Here is a 16,379-nt window from a genome sequence, read left to right as displayed (position 1 = left end):
GCGCGTGCTTGCCTCGCGAGCTTTTGACCTTCTAACAGAGCGCGAGGCAAGCTCGCTCCTACAGTGGGAATTAGTTGCTCATCCCGCCATCAATAATCTGCGTGGTGCCGGTGGTGTAGCTGCTGGCATCGCTGGCCAAGTACACCACCAGTTGGGCGATTTCTTCGGCGCTGCCGATGCGGCCCATGGGCTGGCGAGCCACAAACGCTTGATACACCTCCGCCTCCGAACGCCCTTGCTCACGGGCCTGTTCGGCGATGCGCTGGCGCAGCGAAGGCGAATCTACCGTGCCTGGGCATATGGCGTTACAACGAATGCCTTGACTGATGTAATCGGTCGCCACCGATTTGGTCAAGCCAATCACCGCCGCTTTGCTGGCGGTGTAGGCAAAACGGTTCGGTACGCCTTTCACGCTGGACGCCACCGAGGCCATGTTGATGATCGAGCCGCCACCGTTTTCCAGCATGCCCGGCAAGAACGCACGGATCATCCGGTACATGGCGGTGACGTTGAGGTCGAATGAGAATTGCCAGGCGCTCTCGTCGCACTCCAGCAGCGCGCCGCTGTGCACGTAGCCTGCGCAGTTGAACAGCACGTCGAGGGTGCCGACTTGCTGGCGAATGGCGTCGATGGCTGCCGGTTGCGTGACGTCCAGCGATAACGCCTGAATACCCGCAATATCGTGCAAGGCATCGACGTTCAAGTCGGTGGCGATGACCGTGGCGCCTGCATCGCGCAAGGCAAGTACCGAGGCGCGACCAATGCCGTTTGCCGCCGCGGTAATCAAAACGCGTTTGTTGGCGAGGTTCATGAGTGCTGATCCATTGTTCTTATGGGGCCAACACTAATGTTGCGCTGCGATAATCGCCAATGAGATATTCTCAAGCCTTAATAACGGGAGGTTATCGGATGGCGGATGTCGCGTTCAATCAACTGTGCAACTGGTTACGGTTCCGCCATTTGGTGCTGATCGACACCCTGGCGCGCACGCAAAACATGCACGCCACGGCCCAGGAAATGAACATCAGCCAGCCGGCGGTGAGCAAGATGCTGCGCGAGATCGAGCACCAATTGGGCTTTGATGTGTTCCAGCGTTTGCCGCGCAGCATGTCGCTGACTGACCTTGGCAGTCACGTGGCGCGCTTTGCGCAAATCGCCCTCAATGACACCCAGCAGTTTGTGGTCCAGATCAACCACCTGCGCCAGGGCGGGCATGGTTTTTTGAAAGTCGGCACCATCTACGCGGCCGCGGCGGTGGCAGTGCCCGCGGCGATTGTCGAGGTCAAGCAACAATGGCCCTTGCTCACGATCGAAGTGCTGGAAGGCACCAGCGCCAACATGCTGACCATGCTCGAACACAAGGAGCTGGACCTGGTGGTGGCGCGCTTCACCCTCGATCGGCACCGTGAATTGTTCGATTTTCAGCCGTTGGCCCCCGAGCCGCTGTGTCTGGTCACGGGCAGCCAGCATCCGTTGGCGGGCGCCAGCGAAACCCCGCTGACCGACCTCGGCAGTTGGCCCTGGGTGGTCTACCCGACGGGCACGCCGATGCGCGCGCGGCTGGAGCGGGCGTTTATCGAGGCCGGCATGCAAACCCCGGAAAACACCGTCGAAACCGTGTCGCTGCAAACCACCATGCAACTGCTGCAAACCGCCCCGGTGGTTGCGATGCTGGCCGAGTCCATGGCCGAACCGGAAATCCAGGCCGGGCGCCTGACCCGTCTGGCGTTGCCGTTTCCGCTGGTGCTGGCTGATTACGGCATCATCACCCGGCGCAACGAACCGCCGAGCTGGTCGATGCAAGCGTTTATCGACGCGTTGTTGAGCGGCCCCGATGCCGTGCGCGGAGCCCGGCAGACGCCTTGATAACGCGGGGTTATTAACCGATGGGATCTTGTGATTGGGCAGCGCGCAGGTGGGCATTTAGAGTGCAAGTCGCCCACCCGCCGATGTGTTGCGCGGGTAGGGCGCCACCGCTCACTAGAGGCGCGTATGAAAACAATAAAAAGCTACAAAACGCTGACGATTTTTTTCCTGTTTATGATTGGAGTCGTCAACTACCTCGACCGCAGTGCCCTGTCCATCGCCAACACCACCATCCAGAAAGACCTGGCCATCAGCCCCATGCAAATGGGCGTCATGCTCTCAGCCTTCTCCATCGCTTACGCCTTTTCGCAATTACCCCTCGGCGCGCTGATCGACAAGCTCGGCAGCAAACTCGCCCTGGGCGGTTCGCTGGTGGTGTGGTCGGTGGCGCAAGCGGCCTTTGGCCTGTTCAGCAGCTACGGCCATCTGGTCGGCCTGCGGGTGTTGCTGGGCATTGGCGAAGCGCCGGTGTTCCCCTCGGCAGCCAAGGCTTTGTCCGAATGGTTCGACACCCAAGAGCGCGGCACTGCCACCGGCTGGGTGTGGTCCTCGACCTGCATCGGGCCGTGCCTGGCGCCACCCTTGCTGACGTTGTTCATGGTCCATCTGGGCTGGCGCGGCATGTTTATCCTCACCGGGGTCATCGGTTTGGTGCTGGCGCTGTGCTGGTTCAAATTCTACAAAAGCAAAGCCGAATACATGGCCGCTACCGGCCGTGCAGAGCCGGTGGCCGTGCAACAGAAAGCGGCGCCAAAACTGCGCTGGACCGCATTGTTCAAAGAGCGCAACACCTGGGGCGCGTTTCTCGGCTTTATGGGCGTGATCTACATGATCTGGCTCAACCTGACCTGGTTGCCGGGCTACTTTGAGCGCGAACACGGCCTTGACCTGTACCGCACCGCCTGGGTGGTGTCGCTGGCCTACCTGTTTGGCGCCTTGGGCACCATAGTGGCCGGGCGTTGCTGCGACAAACTGGTGGCGCGCGGCATGCGCGTGTTGGCCAGCCGCAAACTGATGGTCATCCTCGGCTTGCTCGGCGGGGCGCTGTTCACCCTGATCGTGGCTTTCACCACCAACGTCGTCGCGTGCGTGGTGCTGCTGTGTCTGACCATGTTCTTCATCAACATCTCCAGCGCCACCGCGTGGATGATCGTCAACACCATCGTGCCGTCTGAGCGAGTCGCCTCGTTTGGTTCGATCCAGAACTTCGGTGGCTACCTGGCGGGCTCCATCGCGCCGATCCTCACGGGCTTCAGCGTGCAACAGAGCGGCTCGTTCTCATCGGCCTTCATCATCAGCGCGGTCGTCGCCCTGTGCTCGGCGTTTGCCTACTTTGCACTGCTCAAAGAACCATCAGCACCGGTGACGCATATGAAAGGTACAGCGGCTACGGCGTAGATCAGCGGCCCCCAAATATCCTGTAGGAGCTTGTGATCTTTAAAGATCGCAGCCTTCGTCCCTCGACAGCTCCTACAGGGGGACACCTCTTTCGATTAATGTGCACGCTAAACCTGTAGGAGCTGCCGCAGGCTGCGATCTTTTGATCTTGAAAATCGTCACATCAACTAGAAAATCGGGCTGTGTAAAACCTTTGTAAGCTGTCACCGAATTTAATTTCGCGGGTCGCCGCTTCGATACTCTGAACTCAGCCTTCTTTTGGTGAGTGACGCGTGTGAACACGAGCAGACGACACACTTTTATCTGGGCGCTCAGTGCGCTGGTTGTGCTGGCCATTGCTTGGGCGCTGTATGCCCATTGGCCCGCCATGGCGCACAAAGACCGCCCCATGGGCATGGGCGGGCGGGCCGAGCCGGTGGCGGTGGTGGCGGTGGTGCCGCAGGATGTGCCGGTGTATATCGATGCCCTCGGCACGGTCACGCCCACGCAGAGCGTGACGGTGATCACCCAGGTCGATGGCATTCTGGCCTCGGTCGACTTCAAGGAAGGCCAGCAGGTGCGCAAAGGGCAGGTGATCGCCCGCATCGACGACCGCGCGCTGAAGGCGCAACTGGCTCAAGCCCAGGGCGTTCTGGCTCACGATCAGGCGGTGTTAAGCAACGCCCAGAGTGACTTGGCGCGCTACCGCGAGTTGATCAAGGTCGGTTCCATCAGCCAACAAACCCTCGATACGCAAATCTCTACGGTGGCGCAGCAACTGGGTACGGTGGCCGCCGATCAGGGCAGTGTGCAAAACCTTGAGGTGCAGTTGAGTTATTGCACCATCACTTCGCCGGTGGACGGGATTGTCGGGTTGCGCCAGGTTGACCCCGGCAACTATGTAACCACTGCCAGCACCTCCGCGATTGCGGTGATCACGCAGATGAACCCGGCCACGGTGGTGTTTGCCGTGCCCGAGGACTACCTGGGGGCGATCAATCAGGCCAGGGCGGCAGGCGTTGTCAGCGTTCTGGCCTATGACCGCAACAAGCAAAACCTGTTGGCCAGCGGGCAGTTGCTGGCGCTGGATAACCAGGTCGACACCAGCACCGGCACGATCAAGGTCAAGGCGCAGTTCGATGACGCAGACCATGTGCTGTTCCCCAATCAGTTCGTCAATGCGCGGCTCAAGGCGCAGATGCTGGATCAAGTGCCGGTGGTGCCGACCCGGGCCATTCAGCACGGCAGCCAGGGCGACTTCGTGTTTGTGGTGGCGGGCAGCAAGGCCAGCCTGCGCAACGTCAAGTCCGGGCCGAGCGTGGGCGATGTCACCGCGATTCTCGACGCCTCGGTCAAGCCGGGTGAGCAGGTGATCACGGAAGGTGCAGACAAGCTCGACAACGGCTCGGCCATTAAAGTAGTCGCACAGTGAGTCGCCGCTGATGAACGTCTCTCGCCCCTTTATTGAACGCCCGGTGGCCACCTGTTTGTTAATGGTCGCGATCCTGTTGCTGGGGATTCTGGGCTACCGCCTGCTCTCGGTGTCGGCCTTGCCGGAGGTCGATTACCCGACCATTCAGGTGTTTACCCAATACCCCGGCGCCAGCCCCGAGGTGATCAGTTCGTCGATTACCGCGCCGCTTGAACGCCAGTTGGGCGAGATGCCCGGCCTCAAGTCCATGGGCTCGACCAGTTCCGATGGCGCCTCGGTGGTGACCTTGCAGTTTGATCTGGCGTTGTCGCTGGATGTGGCTGAGCAAGAAGTGCAGGCCGCGATCAACGCCGCTGGCACTTTTTTACCGGCCAACCTGCCGTACCCGCCGGTGTACAGCAAGGTCAACCCGGCCGATGCGCCGGTGCTGACCCTGTCGCTGACTTCGGATGTGCTGCCGCTGACCAAAATCGAAGACCTGGCCGACACCCGGCTGGCGCAGAAAATTTCGCAGATCAGCGGCGTCGGCCTGGTCACCATCAGCGGCGGCCAGCGCCCGGCGGTGCGGGTCGAGGCCAATACCTCGGCGCTGAATAACCTCGGGTTGTCGCTGGATGATCTGCGCACCTCTCTGGGCACCGCCAACGTCAACCAGGCCAAGGGCAGCATCGACGGCAAGTTCCAGGCGTATTCCATTGGTGCCAACGACCAGTTGCAATCGGCCGAGGAATACCGCGATTTGGTGATCGCCTATAAAAACGGCGCCGCGATCCGCCTGTCACACATTGCCACCTCGACCCAAGGCCCGGAGAACCCTCGCCAGGCCGCCTGGACCAACGAAACCCCGTCGGTTGTGCTGAGCATCCAGCGCCAGCCGGGGGCCAACGTGATTGAGGTGGTCGACCGCGTGCAGCAGTTGCTGCCCACGCTGCGCGCCAGTTTGCCGGGCACCCTCAAGGTCGCAGTGCTCACCGACCGGACCCAGACCATTCGCGCCTCGGTCACTGACGTGCAGTACGAACTGGCGGTTGCCGTGGTGCTGGTGGTGCTGGTGATCTTCCTGTTTTTGCGTAACGTCGCGGCCACCCTTATTCCGGCCGTGACCGTGCCCTTGACCCTGCTCGGCACCCTGGCGGTGGCTTATGCGCTGGGCTTTTCGCTGAATAACCTGACCTTGATGGCGCTGACTATTGCCATCGGTTTTGTGGTCGACGATGCCATTGTCATGGTCGAAAACATCAGCCGTTACCTGGAGGAGGGGGATACGCCGTTACAGGCCGCGCTCAAGGGCTCGGCGCAAATCGGCTTCACCATCATCTCGCTGTCGTTGGCGCTGATTGCGGTGATGATCCCGCTGTTGTTCATGGGTGACGTAGTGGGGCGGCTGTTCCGTGAGTTCGCCATGACCGTGGCCGTGACCATCGTGATGTCGGCGGCGATTACCCTGACCCTGACGCCGATGATGTGCGCGCGCATGCTCAAGGCGCACCCGCAGGCGCGCCGCGAAGACTTTTTTGATCGCATCAACCAGCACTATGTGCGCGGCCTGAACTGGGTGCTGGCGCACCGCACCCTGGCGCTGCTGTCGGTGGTGTTCACCGCCGTGCTCACGGTGCTGACGCTGACGGTCATGCCCAAGGGCTTTTTCCCTGATCAGGACACCGGGCTGATTCAGGGGATTTCCCAGGCCTCGCCGACTATTTCGTTCCAGCAGATGCAGGTCGAGCAACAGCGCCTGGCCTCGCGCATTTTGCGCGATCCGGCGGTGCAGAGCCTGTCGTCGTTTGTCGGTATTGATCAGACGAACCCGACCATCAACCAGGGCAATCTGCTGATCAACCTCAAGCCGCGTGACCAGCGCGACAGCGCCAGCACGGTGATCCGACGTCTGGCCGATGCCAATGCCGACGACGCCGGGATCCGCCTGTACCTGCACTCGGTGCAAGACCTGACCCTGGACGCCAGCGTGGCCACCACCAGTTACCGCCTCGGCCTGCAGGCCACCGACCCGCAGGTGTTGCAGGAATGGACCGGCAAGCTGATGGCGGCGATCAAGCAAGACCCGACCTTCACCGATGTGCAAAGCCAGGCGATGCAGTTTGGCAATCAGATCCAGCTCACGTTTGACCGCGCCACCGCTTCGCGTCTGGGCATTACCCCGCAGGCGATTGACGACGTGCTCTATGACGCCTTCGGTCAGCGTCAGGTGTCGACCATTTACACCCAGCTCAACCAGTACCACGTGGTGATGGCCACCGACCATCCACCCAAAAACCTCGCGGATTTGCTCACCGGGCTCTACGTTGACATCCCCGGCGGCGGGGTGGCGCCGCTGTCGAGCATGGCGACCATGCAGGTGGTGCCGGCGCCGCTGACGATCAACCGGCTGGGGCAGTTTCCGTATGCCGACATCTCGTTCAACCTGGCACCGGGCAACACCCTGGGCACGGCCCTGACCCGGCTCAAGACCATCGAGCAGCAGGTGGCGATGCCCGCCTCGGTGCAAGTGTCGTTGCAGGGCGCGGCGGCGACGTTTGAGGCGTCGTTGGCCAATCAGGCCGTGCTGGTGCTGGCGGCGATTGTGGTGGTGTACCTGATGCTGGGCATTCTCTACGAGAGCTTCGTGCACCCGATCACCATTCTCTCCACCTTGCTCTCGGCGGCGCTGGGGGCGTTGCTGGCGCTGCTGGTCACCGGCACCCAGTTCGACATCATCGGCCTGATCGGCATCGTGCTGCTGATCGGTATCGTGATGAAAAACGGCATCATGATGGTCGACTTCGCCCTCGACCTTGAGCGACGCGAAGGCTTGAGCCCGGTGCAGGCGATCAAGCAGGCGGCGGCATTGCGCTTTCGGCCAATTCTGATGACCAGCATGGCCTCGCTGTTCGGCGCGGTGCCGTTGGCGCTGGGCACCGGCATTGGCTCTGAACTGCGCCACCCGTTGGGGATCGCGATCATTGGCGGGCTGTTGCTCAGCCAGTTGCTGACGCTGTTTTCGACCCCGGTGATCTTCCTCGCGATGCATGACCTCGGGCAGCGCCTGCGGGGTCGCCGCGCAGCCAGGGCGGATTGATCGCGATGAACCTCAGTGCGCCGTTTATCCAACGTCCCATCGCCACCACCTTGCTGGCGGTCGGGCTCGCGCTGTTTGGCGTGCTGGCGTTCAACCTGCTGCCGGTGGCGCCGCTGCCGGAGGTGGATTTCCCCACCATCAGCGTCAGCGCCAAGTTGCCGGGGGCCGACCCGCACACCGTCGCCACCTCGGTGGCGACGCCGTTGGAGCGCCAGTTCGGGCAGATCGCCGGGGTCACGCAAATGACCTCGTCGAGCAGCCTGGGCGCGACCCGGATCAACTTGCAGTTCGACCTCAATCGCGACATCGACGGCGCCGCCCGCGATGTGCAAGCGGCGATCAACGCTGCGCGCAGCAACCTGCCCAGCGACCTGTCAGGCAACCCGACTTACCGCAAGGTCAACCCGGCTGACTCGCCGATCATGGTCATCAGCCTGACCTCCGACGCGGCCACGCCGGGGCACATGTACGACGTGGCCTCGACCCTGCTCGAACAAAAGCTCCTGCAAACCAGCGGCGTGGGTGACGTGACGGTGGGCGGCGGGGCCTTGCCGGCGGTGCGGGTCGAACTCAACCCGGACCGCCTCAACCATTACGGCGTGAGCCTTGAGCAAGTGCGCGAAGTGATCGCGGCGGCCAACGTCAACCTGCCCAAGGGCACGCTGGATATCGGCGCCCAGGGCCAGGTGCTGGCGGCCAATGACCAGCTCTATAACGCGCCGGACTACGGCGCGCTGGTGGTCAAGCAGAACAATGGCGACCTGGTGCGCATCAGCGACCTGGGCTACGTGCGCGAAGACGTAGAAGACCTGCGCAACTTTGGCTTGTACAACGGCCAACCGTCGGTGCTGCTGGTGATCTTCAAGCAGCCGGGGGCCAACGTGATCGAGACGGTGGACGCGGTCAAGGCCGAGTTGCCGTTTCTGCAAGCGTCGATTCCGGCCTCGATCAAACTCAATATTTTGATGGACCGAACCACCACCATTCGCGCCTCGTTGCGCGACGTAGAAATCAGCCTGATCGCCTCGATTTTGCTGGTGACGCTGGTCACGTTTGCGTTTTTCCGTGATTGGCGCAGCACCCTGGTGCCGGCCATTGTCGTGCCGCTGTCGCTGCTCGGCACCTTTGGCGTCATGTACTTCATGGGCTACAGCCTGAACAACCTGTCGCTGATGGCGCTGACCATTGCCACCGGGTTTGTGGTCGATGACGCGATTGTGGTGGTGGAAAACATCATGCGCCATCTGGAGCGCGGCGAATCGCGCGTGCAGGCGGCGCTGGCCGGTGCCCGGGAGGTGGGCTTTACCGTGCTGACCATCAGCGTGTCGCTGGTGGCGGTGTTTATTCCGCTGCTGCTGATGGGCGGGATTGTCGGGCGTTTGTTTCGTGAGTTTTCGGTCACCTTGTCAGTGTCGATTGCGATGTCGATGCTGGTGTCGCTGACCATCACACCGATGCTGGCGGCGGTGTTTTTACGTGCCCCGGCAACCGCCCAACACCCGGAGGCGGCGCCGGACTCGCGCTTTCATCGCTTCTACGACCGCACCCTCGGCTGGGTGATCAACCACACCTTGCTGATGGGGCTGGTCACGGTGCTGGTGATCGTGCTGGCCGGGGTTTTGTATGTGCTGGTGCCCAAGGGCTTTTTCCCGCAGGAAGACACCGGGCGTCTGAACGGCAGCATCATGGCCTCGCAAAGCATCTCGTATGGCGCCATGCAGCAGGACTTTCTGGCGATCAACCGCAAAGTCTTGCTCAACCCCAACGTGGAAGCGGTCGGCGGTTTTATCGGCGGCGCGGGCGGCGGGGGCGGCTCGGTGAACACCGGGCAGATGTTTATCTCGCTCAAGCCCTTGAGTGAGCGCAAGGCCAGCGCCGACCAGATCATCGCCCAGATCCGCAAAACCCTGGGCGACATGCCGGGCACCCGGTTGTTCCTGCAATCGGTGCAGGACATCACCGTGGGCGGGCGCCAGAGCGCCGCGCAGTACCAATACACGTTGACTGCCGACGACCAGAGCAGCCTCGATGTCTGGGTGCCCAAGGTGTTGGCGGCGCTGCATAAACTGCCGCAGCTAAAAGACCTTAATACCGACCAGCAAGACAACAGCCTTGCGGCCAATGTGGCGGTCAACCGCGACACGGCGGCGCGGCTCGGGGTCAGCATGTCGGCGATTGACCAGACCCTGTACGACGCCTTTGGCCAGCGCCAGGTGTCGACTATTTACCGCGCCGCCAACCAGTACCACGTGGTCATGGAAGTCGCCCCCGAATACTGGGCCGACCCGTCTGCGCTTAAGTCGATTTACCTGCCGCAAGGTGCATCGACGGCCAGCAAGACCAGCACGGCGCCGAACCTGGCGAGCACTGCCAACGCGACGTTGATCCCGTTGTCTGCGGTGGCGCAGCAGTCGGTGGCGCGCACGGCGATTTCCATCAGCCATCAGGGCACATTCCCGGCGGTGACGGTGTCTTTCAACCTGGCCCCCGGCGTGTCTATCGGCCAGGCCACCACGTTGGTGGATGACGCGGTGGCGCAACTGCGCATGCCCGCCAGCGTGGTCGGGCACTTTGCCGGGACGGCGCAGGTGTTTCAGTCGTCGGTGTCCAGCGAACCCTGGCTGATTCTGGCGGCGATTGTCTCGGTGTACATCGTGCTCGGCATGCTCTACGAAAACCTGATCCACCCGTTGACCATCCTCTCGACCTTGCCGTCGGCCGGGGTCGGGGCGCTGATTGCCTTGCTGATGACCGGCACCGAGCTGTCGATCATTGCGCTGGTGGGGGTGATTTTGCTGATCGGCATCGTCAAGAAAAACGCGATCATGATGATCGACTTCGCCATCACCGAAGGCAAAGCGCTGGGCCTCAGCCCGCAACAAGCGATCCGCCGCGCCTGCCTGATCCGCTTTCGGCCGATCATGATGACCACCCTGGCGGCGATGCTCGGCGCCTTGCCGCTGGTGCTGGGCACCGGCTACGGCTCGGAATTGCGTCGCCCGCTGGGCATTTCCATCATGGGCGGGTTGCTCTTCAGCCAAGTGCTGACGCTGTACACCACGCCCGTGATTTACCTCTGGCTGGACCGCCTGTCGCAACGTCTGCGCCGGGCGCCCAAGGAGACCACCCGATGAACCTCAAACCGCTGCTGCTGGCCATGACCTTTAGCCTGACCTTGGCCGGGTGCATGGTCGGTCCGGACTATCAAAAACCGGCTATGGAATTGCCCATGGGCTTCAAGGAGGGCACGCAGTGGCAACGGGCCGTGGCCAACCCCCAAGGCGCGCTGAACAGCCAGTGGTGGCTGGCCTATAACGACCCGGTGTTGACGCAATTGATCCAGCGCTCGGCCACGGCCAACCAGTCGATTGTTGCCGCAGAGGCGGCGTATCGCGGCGCGCAGGCGCAAGTGTCATCGAGCCGTGCCGGTTTGTGGCCGACCCTGGGCGCCGGGCTGTCCGGCTCACGCGGGGTGGGCGGCAGCGGGTCCAGCAGCGGGGCGGGCAGCGCAGGCGGGGTTGAAAACTCGGTCAGCGCCACCCTGACCGCCAGTTGGGAGCCTGATTTATGGGGCCAGGTGCGACGCGGCATTGAGTCCAGCAGCGCCTCTGCGCAAGCCTCCGACGCCTTGTTGGCCGGGGTGCGTTTGTCCATCAGCGCCAGCGTGGCGAGCAATTACCTGGCCTTGCGCCAACAGGACATCGACATCGGGTTGTTGCAGCAACAGCAGCAGATCAACCAGCAATTGCTCGACATGATCCAGGCCGAATACGCCCAGGGCACGGCGGCCAATGACCAACTGCTGCAAGCCCAGGACCAACTGAGCACCGTGGTGGCCGCGTTGCAGACCGCGCAGCGCTCGCGCGAGCAATACGAGCATGCGCTGGCGGTGCTGGTGGGCGAGGCACCGTCGCAATTCAGCGTGGCGGCGCTGGCGCAGTACGCCTTTGCGGTGCCGCGCCCGCCGTTGAGCTTGCCCTCGGATTTGTTGCTGCGCCGCCCCGATGTGGTGGCTGCAGAGCGCACGGCAGCGGCGGCCAACGCCAAAATCGGCGTGGCTGACGCGGCGTTTTTCCCGACCCTGGACTTGACCGCTGAGGGCGGTTATCGCGCCAGTGCGCTGGGCAGCCTGTTCAGCGTGCCAAACCGCATCTGGACGTTGGGCCCGGCATTGGCCGCGACCCTGTTTGACGGCGGCGCCCGCGAAGCGGCAGTGCAACAGGCGCAAGCCAGCTACGACCAGGACGCGGCGACCTACCGGGGCACCGTGTTGTCGGCCTTGCAGAACGTCGAAGACAACCTGTCGGCGATCAACCATTTGCACGTGCAGGCGGATACCTACCAGCAGATCTACACGCGCAATCAGCAACTGTTCGGCAGCCAGGAGGCGCAGCTAAAAGCCGGCACCGTCAGCCAGCAGAACGTCCTGACCCAGCAATTGATCTTGTTGCAGACCGAGCAGAACCTGCGCGACACCCAGGGGCAATTGAGCCAGGGCAGCGTGGCGTTGATCCAGAGTTTGGGCGGGGGCTGGGCAATAACCCCGTAGGAGCTGGCGCAGGCTGCGATCTTTTGATCTTTTAAAAGATCGCAGCCGTCGTTCCTCGGCAGCTCCTACAGGGCGTTACGCTTTGTAAGGCTTGTTGGGCAGCAGCAAACGTTCGGCGACGACGCCGAAGATCAGGCCCAATGCGGTCCACAGCACCGCTTGAATGCCCAGCGAGGCGACGCGGAACTTCCACAGCAGCAGGGCCGAGAAACCGTCCGGTGCTTCATTGAACGTCGGGAACAAAAAGCCTGCGATCGAGACAATCACCAGGTACAGCACCACGCCCTTGATCACGCCGTTCCACAGACCGGAGCGGGCAATGAATTTACGGCCTGCACTGACGGCAATGATCGCGGCGGCCAGCGACACCAGCAGCATCAGGAAGAACAACTGCGTGCGCTTGCCGATGGTGTCCGGGTTGCCCACGGCTGGCGGGTTGGCCGGATACACCAGCCCCGGCACTAGATACAGCACCACAAAAGCGGCCAGCGCCAGCAGTGCGGCCAGGCCACGCGGGCCGACGTTACCGACACGGCCCAGGGAGTAGGCAAACACCAGGGCAAAAATGCCGCCCAGCGACACGCTGTACACCAACACCCCGGTCAACAGGCCGAAGGTGCTTTGCACCTCGCGGCTGACGAGTTCGGGTTCTTCTTCCTCGGCGTCACCGTGGGAGTGGGAATGGGACATGCCTTCTTCGAAGGCAATAGCGCGATCAATCTCGGGTTCGCCGAACACCTTGGCAAAGCTGAAGGCCAGCAGGCCGGCCAACAGACCGACAAGCATGCCCCTGACGAGTAAACGACCAGTCATGTGAAACCCCTCGGATCAGTGGCAGGGAAAGCCCAGCAGGTGGCGACCGTCGTGTACGAACTCGTGCACGTACATGCCCTTGAAGACGGCGGTGGCGCCTTGTTCAGCGCCGACGAAATAAATCGCCAGCAACAGCAACAGGCCACCGAAAATCGCCCACGGCAGTACATCGCGCAGGGGAATGGCAGGAATGGAGAGGTCAGAGTGAGTAGCAGCGTTAGAAACCATGATTACCTCTGGGATTACGCGTCCCGGCAAGAGTGCAAAGGCAAAGGAAGATCTGGCTCTCGGCAAGGTGCCGACTACAGTGGCGCGACCGCGTCGGATTCGGACCGACTTCTTTCCTTCGTAACATACTGAAACAACGCTGGCAGTGTACGCGCTTGGCCCGGGAAAAAACCATGGCTCATCGTTGATGCGTGATAACAACTGTAGGAGCTGTCGAGGCACGAAGGCTGCGATCTTTTAAGGTCAAAAGATCGCAGCCTTCGGCAGCTCCTACGCGGGGGGTGGGGTTATGGCGCAGTTGCCGCCCGCGCCGCGCCGACTTTTTGATTCGGCGTGCCCGCCGCTCTGGCCGAGCGCAATAACATCAATGTACCCAGCAACGCCATGGCCGCGAGGAAGTACATGCCGGCATGGGTGCTGTCGAATTGCTGTTCGGCCCAGGTTTTAACCGTGGGTGCCAGGAAGCCGCCCAGGTTGCCCAAGGCGCCGATCACGGCGATCCCGCTGGCCGCGGCGGCGCCACTCAGAAAGCGCGTCGGCAAGGTCCAGAACAGCGGTTGCACAGTGATAAAACCGGCGGCCGCCAGGCAGAACGCAAAGATGACCAGCGCCAGGCTGGAGCTCAAGGTTGAGCCGACCATGCCCACGGCGGCCAGGGCCAGCATCAGCGCGGCAAAGCGGGTTTGCAGGCCTTTGCGGTCGGCGTAGCGGGTGACCGCGTAGAGCATGATCACGGTGGCGATCCACGGGATGGACGTCAGCAGGCCGACTTTCAAACCGATGCCGGTGCCGAGCAGTTCAGCGATGCGCGTCGGCAGGTAAAACAGCACGCCGTACACGCTGACCTGGATGGTGAAGTAGATCAGGGTGAAGTACAGCACCGTCGGGTTGATCAGCGCCGAGCGCCAGGACGACGGCCCTGTATCGGCCTTAAGCAGGTGTTCTTTTTCCAGTTCGTGCTCGACTGCGGCTTTTTCTTGCTCGGTCAGCCATTTGGCCGTACGCGGTTTGTCTGTGAGATAGAACAGCGCAAACACGCCGATGACCGAGGCGGCGAGGCCTTCGGTGACGAACATCCATTGCCAGCCGGTCAGGCCAAATTGCGCGCTTTCCAGCAGCCAGCCCGACACCGGGCCGCCGACCATCAGCGACACCGGTACGCCGAAGTAGTAAATGCCATAGGCGGCGCCGCGCTTGTTCTGCGGGAACCAGTAGGTCAGGTACAGCACCACGCCCGGCGACAGGCCCGCTTCGGCCACGCCGAGCAAAAAGCGCAGGATGTAGAAGCTGGTTTCGTTGTGGGCAAACATCATGGCGGCCGACACCAGGCCCCAGGTGATCATGATCCGGCTTAGCCAGATGCGTGCGCCGACTTTGTGCAGCATCAGGTTGCTGGGCACTTCGAACACGGCGTAGCCGATAAAGAAAATGCCCGCGCCCAAGGCAAACGCGGCGTTGCTCAGGCCGGTGTCTGCCTGCAGGGCATGTTTGGCAAAGCCAATGTTGGAACGGTCAATAATCGCCATGGCGAACATCAAGGCGACAAAGGGCAGGATGCGCCAGCGAATCTTGCTGAGCGCCTGATTCAACACAGGATTGGACATGGGTGGCTCCGATTATTTTTTTTGTGGAGTTCAACAACAGGGACAGCGATTAACGGGCTCTCAAGGCGGAGCGGGCATAGGCCGCAACGATGACAAAACAGCCCATTGGCAACAGATACGCCACGGCGGTGGAGGAGTGATCAGCGACCAGGCCCATCACGTAGGGCAGCAGGGCCCCGCCGACAATGGCCATGATCATGAACGAGCTGCCGCGCTTGGTATGCGCGCCGAGGTTTTTCACGCCCATGGCGAACAGGGTCGGGAACATGATCGACATAAAGAAGAAGGTCGCCACCAGCGCTACCACGGACACGCCTTCAACCCCCAGCACCACCACCGCGCACAGCGCCACGTTGATCAGTGCGTAAATCATTAACAGGCGCTGGGCGTTGACGCGGCCCATCAGCCAGGTGCTGAAGAAGCGCCCAAACATGAAGCTGAGCATGGCCACCGAAAGCAGATACGCCGCTTGCTGGCTGCCCATCTGCGCCCAGTGCTCGGTAACGTAGTTGATAAAAAACGCCCCGACGCCGACTTGCGCGCCGACGTAAAAGAACTGGGTGATGACCCCGGTGACAAACTCGCGGTGTTGCCACAGGCCTTTATCACTCAGTTGCTGGGCCTGAACTTCTTGCTCGCGCAGGTCCGGCAGCGGGGTGCGGGCGATCAGCACGGCGACCAGCAGCACCAGCGAGGCAATCACCAGATAGGTCATTTGCAGCGACTGGGTGGTGTCAGTGCTGTTGGCACCACTGAAGAACAACGCACCGCCAATCAAGGGGCCAAAAAACTGCCCGAGGCCATTGAACGACTGCGCCAGGTTCAAGCGCCGCTCAGCCCCTGCGGGTGAGCCGAGCACCGTGGCATAAGGGTTGGCAGCGGTTTCGAGGCAGCCCAGGCCGCAGGCAATCACAAACAGCGCGAACAAAAAGAACTGAAAGCTTTGCGCGGCCGCGGCGGGCATGAACAGCAGGGCGCCGCAGGCATACAGGCACAGACCGAGCAAAATGCCCGCCTTGTAGCCGTATTTGTCCATCAAGAACCCGGCGGGCAGGGCGATCAGAAAATAGGCGCCGAAGTACGCGCTTTGCAGCAAGCCGGACTGGGCCTTGCTGACGTGCAGGGTTTCCTGGAAGTGCTTGTTGAGCACATCCAGCAAGCCATACGACAACCCCCACAGAAAGAACAGGCAGGTCACCAGAATCAGTGCCCAGCGGTAAGACGTCACCGCCTTGGTAAAGGGCGGCGCGGCGACGTTCGAGTGCTTGAGTGACATGACGCATCTCCTTCTTATTGTTGTGAGCGACTTGCATGGATCATTTCTTGTGGGAGCGGGCTTGCTCGCGATGGCATCTGTGCGGTGGATCAGGCAGCGCGCGTCGCCTGTATCGCGAGCAAGCCCGCTCCCACAGGGGCAGTGCATGGGGGGCTCAT

At 62.0% G+C, this 16,379-nt stretch carries 11 protein-coding genes and 1 riboswitch; of the genes, 6 read left to right on the top strand and 5 right to left on the bottom strand.

What is annotated here, in order from left to right; all coding sequences use genetic code 11:
• Positions 1-70 precede the first annotated feature (70 nt).
• Positions 71-811: an SDR family oxidoreductase gene (locus QMX84_RS22800; RefSeq protein ID WP_282364845.1), complete on the bottom strand. Its 741-nt coding sequence runs from the start codon at positions 809-811 to the stop codon at positions 71-73.
• Between the two features lie 98 nt (positions 812-909).
• On the opposite strand from QMX84_RS22800, the gene QMX84_RS22795 reads away from it, so the two are divergent.
• The 6 genes from QMX84_RS22795 (at position 910) to QMX84_RS22770 (ending at position 12,300) form a co-directional block, all read left to right on the top strand.
• Complete coding sequence (locus QMX84_RS22795; protein WP_282364844.1) at positions 910-1,866, top strand: LysR family transcriptional regulator; 957 nt, start codon at positions 910-912, stop codon at positions 1,864-1,866.
• A gap of 126 nt (positions 1,867-1,992) precedes the next feature.
• Complete coding sequence (locus tag QMX84_RS22790) at positions 1,993-3,264, top strand: MFS transporter (protein ID WP_123749869.1); 1,272 nt, start codon at positions 1,993-1,995, stop codon at positions 3,262-3,264.
• A 274-nt stretch (positions 3,265-3,538) separates the two neighbouring features.
• Positions 3,539-4,675 carry an efflux RND transporter periplasmic adaptor subunit gene (locus QMX84_RS22785; RefSeq protein WP_282364843.1) on the top strand — a complete coding sequence of 379 codons (1,137 nt, stop codon included), beginning with the start codon at positions 3,539-3,541 and terminating at the stop codon, positions 4,673-4,675.
• Positions 4,676-4,685: 10 nt separating this feature from the next.
• Positions 4,686-7,751: an efflux RND transporter permease subunit gene (locus QMX84_RS22780; RefSeq protein WP_282364842.1), complete on the top strand. Its 3,066-nt coding sequence runs from the start codon at positions 4,686-4,688 to the stop codon at positions 7,749-7,751.
• A 5-nt stretch (positions 7,752-7,756) separates the two neighbouring features.
• Positions 7,757-10,885, top strand: a complete 3,129-nt coding sequence (locus tag QMX84_RS22775; protein WP_282364841.1) for an efflux RND transporter permease subunit — start codon at positions 7,757-7,759, stop codon at positions 10,883-10,885.
• A complete protein-coding gene (locus QMX84_RS22770; protein WP_282364840.1) occupies positions 10,882-12,300 on the top strand; it encodes an efflux transporter outer membrane subunit in 1,419 nt (472 codons plus the stop codon). Before QMX84_RS22775 ends, QMX84_RS22770 begins: the two co-directional genes overlap by 4 nt.
• Positions 12,301-12,375: 75 nt before the next feature.
• Here QMX84_RS22770 and QMX84_RS22765 read toward each other — a convergent pair whose 3' ends face one another.
• From QMX84_RS22765 to QMX84_RS22750, 4 genes are all read right to left on the bottom strand, one after another.
• Positions 12,376-13,113 (bottom strand): CbtA family protein, encoded by a 738-nt coding sequence (locus tag QMX84_RS22765; protein ID WP_278940130.1) that lies wholly within the window; start codon positions 13,111-13,113, stop codon positions 12,376-12,378.
• A gap of 15 nt (positions 13,114-13,128) precedes the next feature.
• Positions 13,129-13,341 (bottom strand): CbtB-domain containing protein, encoded by a 213-nt coding sequence (locus tag QMX84_RS22760; protein WP_048370696.1) that lies wholly within the window; start codon positions 13,339-13,341, stop codon positions 13,129-13,131.
• Between the two features lie 27 nt (positions 13,342-13,368).
• A riboswitch (cobalamin riboswitch) is annotated at positions 13,369-13,476 on the bottom strand.
• Between the two features lie 152 nt (positions 13,477-13,628).
• The gene (locus QMX84_RS22755) at positions 13,629-14,945 is read right to left on the bottom strand and encodes an MFS transporter (RefSeq protein WP_282364839.1); all 1,317 of its coding nucleotides are present in this window, start codon (positions 14,943-14,945) and stop codon (positions 13,629-13,631) included.
• Positions 14,946-14,994: 49 nt separating this feature from the next.
• The gene (locus QMX84_RS22750; protein WP_153331591.1) at positions 14,995-16,221 is read right to left on the bottom strand and encodes a sugar MFS transporter; all 1,227 of its coding nucleotides are present in this window, start codon (positions 16,219-16,221) and stop codon (positions 14,995-14,997) included.
• Positions 16,222-16,379 lie beyond the last annotated feature (158 nt).

Origin of the sequence: Pseudomonas sp. PS01297 (genome assembly GCF_029959305.1) — a bacterium.
Classification (GTDB): domain Bacteria; phylum Pseudomonadota; class Gammaproteobacteria; order Pseudomonadales; family Pseudomonadaceae; genus Aquipseudomonas; species Aquipseudomonas helleri.
The sequence above is the reverse complement of the archived record's forward strand: the minus strand, read 5'-3'. Positions and strand labels throughout refer to the sequence as shown.